The 12000-nt window shown below is 54.2% G+C and carries 9 protein-coding genes; 3 read left to right on the top strand and 6 right to left on the bottom strand.

Going from position 1 to position 12000, the window contains the following annotated elements:
- Both EC840_RS00145 and EC840_RS00140 read right to left on the bottom strand, forming a co-directional pair.
- On the bottom strand, window positions 1-1773 hold the full coding sequence (locus EC840_RS00145; protein ID WP_113877885.1) for a GMC family oxidoreductase: 1773 nt from the start codon (window positions 1771-1773) through the stop codon (window positions 1-3).
- 54 nt (window positions 1774-1827) lie between these two features.
- A complete protein-coding gene (locus EC840_RS00140; protein WP_112291343.1) occupies window positions 1828-2547 on the bottom strand; it encodes a gluconate 2-dehydrogenase subunit 3 family protein in 720 nt (239 codons plus the stop codon).
- 265 nt (window positions 2548-2812) lie between these two features.
- Here EC840_RS00140 and EC840_RS00135 point away from each other — a divergent pair, with 265 nt between their 5' ends.
- Window positions 2813-3442 (top strand): aspartate/glutamate racemase family protein, encoded by a 630-nt coding sequence (locus EC840_RS00135; RefSeq protein WP_132963727.1) that lies wholly within the window; start codon window positions 2813-2815, stop codon window positions 3440-3442.
- A 394-nt stretch (window positions 3443-3836) separates the two neighbouring features.
- On the opposite strand, the gene pbpG is transcribed toward EC840_RS00135, so the two are convergent.
- The 3 genes from pbpG to EC840_RS00120 all read right to left on the bottom strand — a co-directional run bounded on the left by pbpG (window position 3837) and on the right by EC840_RS00120 (window position 7460).
- Window positions 3837-4775: a D-alanyl-D-alanine endopeptidase gene (pbpG, locus tag EC840_RS00130; RefSeq protein WP_165928996.1), complete on the bottom strand. Its 939-nt coding sequence runs from the start codon at window positions 4773-4775 to the stop codon at window positions 3837-3839.
- Between the two features lie 251 nt (window positions 4776-5026).
- A complete protein-coding gene (gene dusC / locus EC840_RS00125) occupies window positions 5027-5956 on the bottom strand; it encodes a tRNA dihydrouridine(16) synthase DusC (protein ID WP_132963725.1) in 930 nt (309 codons plus the stop codon).
- A 58-nt stretch (window positions 5957-6014) separates the two neighbouring features.
- Complete coding sequence (locus EC840_RS00120; protein ID WP_132963724.1) at window positions 6015-7460, bottom strand: MFS transporter; 1446 nt, start codon at window positions 7458-7460, stop codon at window positions 6015-6017.
- A gap of 120 nt (window positions 7461-7580) precedes the next feature.
- Between EC840_RS00120 and EC840_RS00115 the strand changes: the two genes are divergently transcribed.
- Window positions 7581-8228, top strand: a complete 648-nt coding sequence (locus tag EC840_RS00115) for a metalloregulator ArsR/SmtB family transcription factor (RefSeq protein WP_120160463.1) — start codon at window positions 7581-7583, stop codon at window positions 8226-8228.
- A gap of 73 nt (window positions 8229-8301) precedes the next feature.
- Here the strand turns inward: EC840_RS00115 and rhlE are convergent, their stop codons facing one another.
- Window positions 8302-9711: an ATP-dependent RNA helicase RhlE gene (gene rhlE, locus EC840_RS00110; protein WP_113877892.1), complete on the bottom strand. Its 1410-nt coding sequence runs from the start codon at window positions 9709-9711 to the stop codon at window positions 8302-8304.
- 377 nt (window positions 9712-10088) lie between these two features.
- On the opposite strand from rhlE, the gene mdtG reads away from it, so the two are divergent.
- Window positions 10089-11294 carry a multidrug efflux MFS transporter MdtG gene (gene mdtG, locus EC840_RS00105; protein WP_129638414.1) on the top strand — a complete coding sequence of 402 codons (1206 nt, stop codon included), beginning with the start codon at window positions 10089-10091 and terminating at the stop codon, window positions 11292-11294.
- Window positions 11295-12000: the final 706 nt, after the last annotated feature.

Here is a 12000-nt window from a genome sequence, read left to right as displayed (position 1 = left end):
TTAAACCCTCACCAGCGGACCAGGAGACTTCAGATACTGGGTTTTGATGGCTTCTGCTGCCCATAAGGTCAGCGCACCCACGGTACCGGTCGGGTTATATCCGCCATTATTAGCAAAGGCTGAAGCGCCGCAGACAAAGACGTTATGCACATCCCAGCTTTGCAGATAGCGGTTTACCGCGCTGGTTTTCGGATCGTCGCCCATGCAGGCGCCACCGGTGGTATGCGAGGAAAGGTTATCCATCGGTGAGAACGGTTTGGTGGTCGGTTCCTGACGCACGACGGTCTTTGCGCCCATCGCGTGCGCTATCTCAACCGAGCGGTCGGCCATAAATTTCGCTGAGCGTTTGTCGTTTTCGATCCAGTCAAAGGTCACGCGCAGCAGCGGCTGGCCGTGGCGGTCTTTATATTCCGGATCTAAATCGAGGAACACATCGCGGTGCGGGTAGCTGTTGCCCATGCAATAGACGTTGTTGTAGTTCTGATAGCTGTGTTTGACGGCTTTCTTCCAGTCAGCGCCCCAGCGCGGAGTGCCCGGCGGCACGTTATTGGAATAGCCAATCGGACGTCCGTTGGTGGAATGCACCAGCGCCACACCGCCGCCGATAAAATCGTGGTGGGTATGATCGAAGTTGTCGCCGTTGAAATCGTCAATCGCCTGCGACAGCGCACCGGCACCGATAAACGGATTCATCATTTCATCTTCAAAGAAGAAACCTGCACCGGAAACGGTCTGATAAGCATAGTTGCGGCCTACAACGCCTTCGCCGGTTTTATGGTCGTAGGGTTTACCGATGCCGGAAAGCAGCATCAGGCGCACGTTGTCCATCTGGTAAGCAGAAATCACCACGATGTCCGCGGGTTGTTCCCACACTACGCCGTCGCTGCCGATAAAAGTCACACCGGTAGCGGTTTTGCCGTCGGCGGCTTTGTTCACGCGCAACACTTCAGATTCGGTGATTACCGTGAAATTGGGGCGCTGCATGACGGCTGGTAAGATACAGGCATTCGGACTGCTTTTTGACCAGTTGCCGCAGCCGAAGAATTCGCAGTAACCGCAATAAGTACACGGCGCCATGTTAATACCCAGCGGATTTGTATAAGCATCAGACGTGTTACCCGCAGGCACGGCAAACGGGTGATAGCCCATCTCGCGGGTGGCTTTATCAAAGATCATCGACAGCTGGGTGCGTTTGAGCGGCGGCAGCGGATAATCGCGGCTGCGCGGTCCTTCGAAGACATTCCCGCCTTCAATTTTTTCACCCTTAATGTTGCCAGCTTTCCCGGAAGTACCCGCGTAGCGTTCGAATTTGTCGTAGAAAGGTTCGACGTCATCATAGGTCACGCCCCAATCCTGCACCTGCATGCCTTCAAGAAATTTGTTCTTACCGTAACGTTCTACTGTCTGGCTGTAGCTCTGGAAATCGTACGGCAGGAAGCGCCAGGTCATGCCATTCCAGTGCGTACCCGCACCGCCGACATTCATACCAAACTGGTAGGTATTAAATTCACGCAGCGGTAACGCTTGCTGGATCGGGTTATTACGGAATGTCAGGGTTTCCACCGCCGTCGGCTGCATGATCGCGCGGCGGCTGACAAAGCGCAGCTCATCGGTATCAATAGTGGTCGGGAAATCGTTGCTGGTGTCGCGCCATGAACCGCGCTCAATTGCCACCACATTCAGTCCTGCCAGCGTCAACTCATTCGCCATCAGCGAACCTGCCCAACCCAGGCCGACGATGACCGCATCGACCTTTTCACGTTTATTACTCATACGACATTCACTCCTGCAAAATCAATTCAATCAATGACCGTTCGTGGGCGGTTTTTATGATTTTTCGTATTGGGACAGCATGCTGACCGGTTCGATATGTAAGTCTTCGCCACGGCGGTCGATGACATCCCGGAAGTCATAACGTGCACCGGGGAAACCGAGCATTTTCCAGCCCGCCATATCTTTGTTGCCGCCATATAACGGGTCGGAGAAGAATCCCTCACGCATGTTCTGCACTAACATGTTGAAGAACAGCTGGCCATTGACGCCCGCCAGCGGAATTTCGCCGGATTCCACGCGACGCAGTAAATCGTCCTGTTGTTCGCCGGAAAGCTCGGTAAAGTTTTTCCCGCCATTGCGCGATTTCGCGACGTTATTCAGCGCCGTCAGCCCCAGTTTGTAACGTTCGGCTGGCGTGTCTTTATATTGCGGTCCGGCCTGTGGCAACCCGTCCTGAATAACCGGTCCGAGACGATAGGTGGTTACCGCTTTGCCGAAATCGCCGCTCAGCTGACGATCCAGAAACACCGCGCAACCGGCCTCTTTGCCGCCGATACTGAGTTCATCTGCCGGAATGATACGGTCGGCCAGGATTTCCACCAGGCTGACTTCTTCGGGCGTGAAAAATGTCCATTCACCGGCGACCACCGGTTTTGGCGGACGAACCGAATGGATAATCCACGGCATACCACCGGAGAAAATTTTGGCTTTAACCTTCAGCGCAGTGCTGAATAACAGCACCGCCATTGAGGTCAGAAAATGTCTGCGTTTCACGATAAAACTCCTTTTAGCGGGGTCTGACGGGGAAGTACCCACATCTGCGGTGGGCTTTTATTTTGTGACGGAGATTATACGAAGATGTTAGGCGAAAGTAAGATATTTTGTACCAACTGGTACATACTTTATTTATTTTAAATCAAGGTATTATTTATTTGGTAGTGAGTTAGTACACTAACTAACAAATTTTTACAGGCGAATAAGCCTGCACAACGTCTAAAAAATCATTAACGTAGAGGCTGGAATTTATCAGGAGAATGAGATGCGCATCACCTGTTTACACACGGCGGACAGCAATATTGCGGTATTCGAAAACGCAGCACAGGAACTCGGACTGGAGCAGCATCAGTTTGTGCATGTGTCCCGGCCTGATTTACTCGCCGCAGCCGAAAAGGCAGGCGGACTGACTAAGGATATTCGTCAGCAAACTGCCGATGTGTTGCTGGCTTTGAGTGAAAATGCCGACCGCGTTTTACTGACTTGCTCGACGCTGGGTTCAGCCGCAACGCTTGCCAGCGAAACAGCCACGGTGCCGGTTTTGCGAGTCGATCAGGCTCTGGCGCAACAGGCCATGAAAACGGCGGGTAATGTGGTCGTGCTGTGTGCAGTCGAAACGACCCTTGAGCCGACGCGAGAGTTATTCGCACAGGTGGAAAAGCATCCGCAGGCACAGCTTGAAATCCGTCTGGTAACGGGCGCATGGGAAAAGTTTAAGCAGGGTGATCTGGCGGGATACTTACAGGCCATCGCGGCAGCGGCTGATGCGCAATATATGAAAGGTGCGGTCTGTGTGGTGCTGGCACAGGCATCAATGACCGGCGCAGCGCAGCTGACACAAATGGGCAAACCGCTCACCAGCCCCGAATGTGGCTTACGCGCGGCGCTGGCCTGAAAAAACAGCGAGCAAAAAGCAAAAATGCAGGCAGAAGCTATACTGATAAGGAATATCATTGGCTTAGCCGGACGGCCGATGATGACTGAAAAGTATGTTAAGGAGAAAACATGAAAATTATTCTGTGGATCATCGCCATCATCTTTATCGTCGGCCTGCTGACCCTCACAGGTGTCTTTAAACTGATTTTCTGATCATCAGTTCATTCCCTGCAAACAAAAAGTCCGGCACATGGCCGGACTTTTTCATTTATCAGCGATTGCTGAAATATCCAAAATAATTCGGATTGCAATAAGGCGGCAAGCGAACGAATCCCGATGAGCTGACATTAGTCAGTGATTCGGGTGAGTGAACGTCGCCAAGGCCATTGCGGTCCGAAGTATACAGGATATTTTTAGTCGTCTGCTTCTTCGACGGATGGCTGCGTCTTCTGCTGCTCTTTCTGCTTACGATAGTTCTTCGCGATTTGCGGAACGGGCACGGTTTTACCGGTTTCCATCCAGGTGCGCAGACGGTTGGCGTCGGCAAAAGCGGTGTATTTTCCGAAAGCATCCATCACGACCAGAGTAACCGGTTTACCGTTGATGGTGGTTCGCATCGCCAGACAATGCCCAGCATCATCGGTGTAACCGGTCTTTGTCAGTTGGATATTCCAGGACGGGTTCATGATCAGATGATTGGTATTACGAAATGGCAAGGCATACGCCGGATGGCTGAAGACCGCGGTTTTTTCCGCTGTGGTACTCAGCTGGCCGATCAGCGGATAACGCTGGGAAGCCAGCAGCAGGCGGGTCAAATCGCGTGCAGTCGAGACGTTGTGCGGCGACAAACCGGTCGGTTCCACATAATGCGTATGGGTCATTCCCAGCGATTTCGCTTTGTTATTCATGGCTTTAATGAACGCTGAATAACCGCCGGGATAATGCGCCGCAAGACTGGCTGCTGCACGGTTTTCTGAAGACATCAGCGCCAGCTGAATCATCTGGCGACGGGTAATTTCGCTGTTGAGTTTCACGCGGGAGAAAACGCCGCGCATTTCAGGCGTATTACTGATATCGACGTTAATCACTTCGTCGAGTGGCAGATTTGCATCCAGCGTGACCATGGCGGTCATCAGTTTTGTCAGGGAGGCAATCGGCCTCACCTCATCAGGATTTCGGGAATAAATCACTTCGTGGCTTTTAAGATCCACCACCATGGCACTGCCGGAAGCAATTTGAACAATCGGGGCGACGGCCTGCTCTTGCTTTGCAGCGAAGGCGGCAGGTGCAGACAACATGCCTGTATTTAAGGCTAATAAGCTCAGAACCAGAAGACGGATTTTCACATGCATTGCTCTGTATTTAGAAAGTTGTCATTGAGTTATGTCGAAACAGCGGGCGGAATTATAAGTGACGCGAATAGTCTTAGCACCCGCATTTTTCAATTCTATTTGTCACAAAGTCTGTCACCAGCGCCCGCCAACCGTGGAACGGCGAGTAAGTGAACACTTGCGTAAGATTAGCCTGAAATGCAAAAAGGGACGCTTAAAAAGCGTCCCTCCGGATTCTGTCGTCTCTCTGCCCGTGGAAAGACATCATGGCATCACCGGTTGATGCGTCCGGCAATTTCCTTCGACGTCTTAAGCACGCGCACTTCAGTAAATAACTCTGTCGCTTCTTCGTACTCTTTGCGCAAGTAGCTCAGCCACTGTTTGATGCGCGCAACGTGATACAAACCGGTGTCGCCCTGCTTTTCCAGACGGGTGTATTTCTGCAACAGCGTCATCACGTCCGGCCACGGCATACGCGGTTCGTTGTACTTCACCACGCGGCTGAGGTTCGGGATATTCAGCGCGCCACGCCCTAGCATTACCGCATCGCAACCGGTAGTTTGCAGACAGGCCTGACCGCTTTCGTAATCCCAGATTTCGCCGTTGGCAATCACCGGAATACTCAGCCGCTGGCGGATTTCACCAATCGCGGCCCAGTTAATGCGCTCCGGCTTGTAACCGTCTTCTTTGGTTCGCCCGTGAACGGTCAGTTCGGTGGCACCGGCCTGCTGTACTGCATCAGCAATTTCAAAACTGCGCTCAAGGGAATCCCAGCCAAGACGTACTTTGACGGTCACCGGCAAATGCGCGGGAACGGCGGCGCGCATGGCTTTTGCACCCTGATAAATCAGTTCGGGATCTTTAAGTAGCGTTGCTCCGCCGCCGCTGCCATTGACCATTTTCGACGGACAACCGCAGTTGAGATCCACTCCGTAAGAGCCGAGCTCTACGGCAAAAGCGGCATTTTCGGCCAGCCATTGCGGATATTGTCCGAGCAGTTGAACGCGCACCCGCGTACCGGAGGGCGTACGGCTGTCGTGATGTAATTCGGGGCACAGGCGATGGAAAACTTTGGCGGGCAGCAGCTGATCGACCACACGCACAAACTCAGTGATGCACAAATCGTAGTCGTTCACTTCAGTGAGAAGTTCACGAACCAGAGGATCAAGCACACCTTCCATCGGAGCCAGTAATACGCGCATCGTTGTTCAACCTTTAAAAATGACGCGCAAGATTACCGCATGGCCCGCCGCCGGGCAATTACCCTTGTGACAAATCACGGCTCAGGTGTTCCGGCGCATTGCCGCTGGCCTGCCGGGCTTTTACCGAGCGCCAGGCAATCCACACAGCCAGGAACGCCGGTATGGCAAACAGCAGGAACATCCAGAATGCCGCGTTGGCCGCACCGGCATCTCCCTGACTCACGCCCGCGAAGTTAGCGACAGTGCCCGCCAGTGCCGCGCCGAGCGCTGACGCAAAAGACTGCACGACAGTTATTGATGCACCGGCTTTTTCGCGGTCGTCCTCCGGAGCCTGTTGCAGCACGCGGGTCAGCAGATGCGGCCAGCCAAGGCCGATGCCGAACCCGGCCAGCGTCAGCCCGAGAACCACACCACTGATATTCAGCCACGGCAGACCAAACGCGACGGGTACGGTAAACAACAATAAAAGCAAACCGGCAGCCAGTATCACCGGCCCGCAGACAATGGCATTGTCGGCACGGCGACCTGTCCAGCCGGAGCTCGCAACCTCACTTAATGTCCAGCCCGCTGCCGCGGCTGCCGTGATATAGCCAGCCGCCAGCGGCGCCTGACCGTGCAAATGTTGCAGCATATAAGGGACAAACAGTTCGCAGCCCAGACCGATAATCAGAAGGCTCATCACCAGATACAGCCCGTAAAGCGGAGAAGAACGGCGTAACGCATTACGCGGCAGCAGCCTGACATCAGCGGTAAATTCACGGTGACGCAGAATTAACATCATCACCACCGCAATCACGAATCCGAGCAGGTTAATCAGGCCTTCGGAGGATAAACTTCCCGCAGAAACCACCAGCACCGAACCGGTCAGCAACGCCAGCTGCATCAGCGGTAACGGCTCATCGGCCTGTTTTTCACGCTGCGCTTTCGGCAAGATCCGCCACACCCACAGCCCGAACAAAGACGTCACCGGCAACAGCAAACCGAATGCCCAGCGCCAGGCGTGCAGTTCCGCAAAAATCCCGCCCACTGCCGGGCCGATCAGCGTCGCAATCCCCCACATGGCAGAAATCAGCGCCATTGCCCGCGGCCAGAGAGATTCTTTAAACAGCAGATTGATCATCGCGTAAGAAAGCGCAAACAGGAATCCGCCGCCCAGCCCCTGCAATGCCCTTCCGAGCAGCAACACCGGCATATTTGGCGCGGCGGTACAAATCGCGGCACCAGCGATAAAAATACCGGTCGCCATCAGATAACTGCCGCGGGGTCCGGCGGTCCGCATCAGACGGGCGGAAAGTGCCGAGCCAAGAATGGAGCACACAACGTACAGCGTGGTATTCCACGCATACCACGCCAGCCCGCCGATATCCTGCACGACAGAGGGCAAAATGGTGATCACGATGTAACTGTTGGTGGCGTAGAGCGCGACACCGGCACTGAGGGTGATGGCGCTCCCGCGGTTTTCTGCACTGAATAAGTCCGCCCAACCGTTCTGACTTCCCGACATTTCTCTGCATCCCTTTGGTTTGTGCTTTCCACACATTGAAGCGTGTTGTGGTTATGGTATGATTAAAACAAGAAATAACTTGGAATATGTTTTACGTAATCTAGAACCCGCCGAGGTAATATGTCAAGCAATGACTTGGAAAATAAAAATGACGTCAGACAAAGTGTGGCAGAACGCCTGCTGACGCTTCTGAAAACGCGCGGGGAATTACAGGCCAGTGATGCCGGTCACCTTTTGGGCACCACCGGAGAAGCCGCACGACAGCAGTTCGTGAAGCTGGCAAAAGAAGGTCTGGTGGAAGCCAAAGCCGTTTCCCAGGGTGTCGGCCGCCCGTCACAATACTGGCAGCTGACCGCCGCAGGCCATGCGCGATTCCCCGATGCACACGCCGATCTCACCGTACAACTTTTGCAGCTGATCCGCACCTCTCTGGGCGATTCAGCGCTGGATCAGCTGATCACTTCGCGGGAAAAAATCACGCAGGAAAACTACCACCAGGCGATGCTCGGGGCGGTGTCGATGGAAGAAAAATTGCAAAGGCTGACGGATATCCGTACCCGTGAAGGCTATATGGCGGACTGGACATTACAGGAAGATGGCAGTTATCTGTTTATCGAAAATCACTGCCCGATTTGTGCCGCCGCCGCTACCTGTCAGGGATTTTGCCGGGCAGAACGCGATGTGTTCAGCGAAGTGCTGGATGCTGATGTGCAACGCACCGAGCATATTTTGCAGGGCGCGCGGCGTTGTGCCTATGTGATCCGATAAATCGGATCCGGTAGATCGCAGACGAAAAAAAACCGCCGGTGAAGGCGGTTTGATTGCAGAACAGCGATAACAATTACTTGTTGCCGCTGCCTGCATTGCCGGTGCGACGCTGGCCTGCATGAGCAGGACGCGAACGTGCCGGACGGTTTTCAGCTGAACCGCGGTTTTCTGAACCACGATTTTCTGAGGTACCGCTGCGCTGACCATTCCCGCCCTGACGCGGAGCGCCGGAACGTGGAGCACCAGAGCGCGGTGCGCCCGGACGCTGGCCCTGACGTGGCGCGCCACGACCACCGCCGCCGCTGCCCTGACGACCATTAATGATCGGCTCAGCTTTGATGCTCGGGTCTGGCTCGTAACCTTCCAGCGCGATGCGTGGAATTTCACGTTTCAGCAGGCGCTCGATATCACGCAGCAGTTTGTGTTCGTCAACGCACACCAGAGAAATCGCTTCGCCGGTGGCTTCCGCACGACCGGTACGGCCGATACGGTGAACGTAATCTTCCGGCACGTTTGGCAGCTCGTAGTTCACCACGTGCGGCAGCTGGTCGATATCGAGACCACGCGCAGCGATGTCAGTCGCGACCAGAACACGGATAGAACCGGCTTTGAAATCGGCCAGTGCGCGGGTACGCGCGCCCTGACTTTTGTTGCCGTGAATAGCGGCGGCAGTGATGCCGTCTTTATTCAGCTGCTCAGCCAGATGGTTTGCGCCATGTTTGGTACGGTTGAAGACCAGCACCTGTTTCCAGTCGCCTTCGCCGATCATCTGAGACAGCAATTCTCTTTTACGTTTCTTATCAACAAAGTGAACGCTTTGTTCAATTTGCGCAGAAGCGGTGTTGCGACGCGCCACTTCGACAGAAGCAGGGTTGGTCAGCAACTTGCTCGCCAGACCTTTAATCTCATCAGAGAAGGTCGCGGAGAACAGCAGGTTCTGACGCCTGGCAGGCAGTTTCGCCAGCACGCGACGGATGTCATGAATGAAGCCCATGTCCAGCATGCGGTCAGCTTCGTCCAGCACCAGAATTTCAACCTGAGATAAATCAACAGCACGCTGATGTTCCAGATCCAGCAAACGACCAGGCGTTGCGATCAAAACATCCACACCACCGCGCAGTTTCATCATCTGCGGGTTGATGCTCACACCACCAAATACCACCAGCGAACGCAGGGTCAGGTATTTGCTGTAAGCCTGTACGTTTTCACCAATCTGCGCCGCCAGCTCACGGGTTGGGGTCAGGATCAGCGCACGAACCGGGCGACGTCCTTTGAATTGCGCGTTGGTATGGCTGAGCATATTGAGCAGCGGCAGGGTAAAACCAGCGGTTTTACCGGTACCGGTCTGCGCACTCGCCATCAGGTCACGACCTTCCAGCACGACAGGAATAGCCTGACGCTGAATAGGCGTAGGTTCGCGATAGCCCTGTTCTTCAACAGCACGCAAAATTTCGGCACTTAAGCCGAGGGAATCAAATGACATATAAGGAAAAGCTCCAGTCCACTCTAACCCGAACGGGGTTCGGTGCAGTTTCAAGAGTGGATGATCAGACGAGGCAAATGAGGCATTACCACGAGGATTCGGCACAAACTGCAGTGCGCCAGTTGGGTCGATTCTACCACAGAACGCCGCCGTGCGTGAATTTATCTCCTGCCGGCCTGTAACGGGCGGTTACAGAGGCTGACTCCGGCGACGCTTTCCGGCGGCATAATCTGTCGTGATAATCCCAAATGTTGACACAGGATAATCAATTATAAATCTGATGAATGGGTTCCCACTTTTTGCGTCCCACTTCACAGATTTGATTGCTATGCTTCGTTTCTCACACTCCTCTGTCCATAAGGCTCGCTCGCTGCAACATGGAAACCTGGAAAGTAAATTTAATCTCCGTCTGGCTGGGCTGTTTTTTCACCGGCATGGCGATGAGTCAGATCCTGCCTTTTTTACCGCTTTACATCGAACAGCTTGGCGTCACATCTCATGAATCGCTGAGCCTGTGGTCAGGGCTGGTGTTCAGCGGTACGTTTCTGGTTTCGGCCATCGTGGCGCCGCTGTGGGGCAGCCTTGCGGATCGTAAAGGCCGCAAGCTGATGTTGCTGCGCGCCGCGCTGGGCATGGCGATTGTCATGATGTTGCAGGGTTTCGCCACCAACGTCTGGCAGCTTTTCATTCTGCGTACGCTGATGGGGCTGACGTCCGGGTATATACCCAATGCGATGGCGCTGGTCGCCTCGCAGGTGCCACGGGATAAAAGCGGCTGGGCGCTGGGCACCTTGTCTACCGGTCAGGTATCTGGTGTGATTATCGGCCCGCTGCTCGGCGGTTTTATGGCTGACCATCTCGGTCTGCGCACGGTATTTTTCGTCACCAGCGGCATGTTGTTTATCAGCTTCCTGATCACATTATTTCTGATAAAAGAACGCGTAGTGCCGGTGACCAAAGCCAACCGGCTGAGTGGTAAAGCGGTATTCACCACACTGCCTTATCCGTGGCTCATCGTCAGCCTGTTCGTTACCACCATGATGATTCAGCTGGCGAACGGTTCCATCAGCCCGATCCTGACGCTGTTTATCCGCGAGATTTCGTCTGACACCAGCAACATCGCGTTTATCAGCGGGGTAATCGCCGCCGTACCGGGCGTTTCCGCGCTGATGGCCGCCCCGAAACTCGGCAAGCTCGGCGACCGCATTGGCGCACACCGTATCCTTATCGCCGCACTGGTCTTTTGCTTCATTCTGTTCTGCCTGATGGCGCTGATTAATACGCCGACCCAGCTGGGTATTTTGCGTTTCATGCTCGGTTTCGGTGATGGCGCGCTGATGCCTGCGGTTCAGGCGCTGCTGGTGAAATACAGCAGCGATCAGGTCACAGGCCGGATATTTGGATACAACCAGTCGTTTATGTATCTCGGAAATGTCGTCGGGCCGCTGATTGGCTCCAGTGCTTCTGCCCTGCTCGGCTTCCGGTGGGTGTTTATCGTGACGGCGATTCTGGTGCTGTTTAACACCGTGCAGGTGTGGTGGAGTTTTCGGCGGGTACCGACGGGAAGAGTGCGGATACCGTAAGCCGCGGTATCGGGGCGGTCATGACCATTTGGAAATGGCGGAAACTTTTTGACTTAAAAATTGATCGAGAAAATTTCGGTTTCTTAATGACGTCGTTCATTTAACTTGCTGCGCCGAAACCGACCAGAGGGGAAAGGCTTTTCCCCTCTGAACTCCCCTCGCTTTTTTATTGCGCGCTATCGCAGGCTCGATGGACATATCCTGTCGCATCACCGGGTGGCGCAAAATGTCATCGCTGCGCGATTCCCTCATTTCAGGCTTCGAGCCCTACGTCTCGAACCATTCATTCGGTGCCATTTTTGATCACGCCAATCCACTTTTCTAAAAGATGATAAACAGTCTGCCTTCGAATTTAAGATCGTGCGGGCGATTCAGAAATCTTGCTGAAAGGAGCGGCTTCGAGACCTTTGGCTCGGGTCGAGCTCTGCGAGACAACGTCACGAAGTGACGGCCCGAAGGGTGAGGCCGCAGGCCGAGTAACACCGTGAGAAGGGACCGCACAGCGGCAAGATTTCCAGCCTGTCTCTGCGGCAACTGAAACATAGCCAGCGAGCGGTAGCGCGCAGTTCAAGACGTGGAGATTCCAAAGAGGGCTCGTCATAGCCCTCTTTGGTCGGTTTCGGCACAGTGAGTTATGCGAGCACCGCAATTGAAAAACCGAAACTTTCTCAATCCTTTTTTAAAAAACCGCCAGTGTGCGGTAACC

Origin of the sequence: Rahnella sp. JUb53, assembly GCF_004346065.1 — a bacterium.
Lineage (GTDB): Bacteria > Pseudomonadota > Gammaproteobacteria > Enterobacterales > Enterobacteriaceae > Rahnella > Rahnella variigena.
The sequence above is the reverse complement of the archived record's forward strand: the minus strand, read 5'-3'. Positions and strand labels throughout refer to the sequence as shown.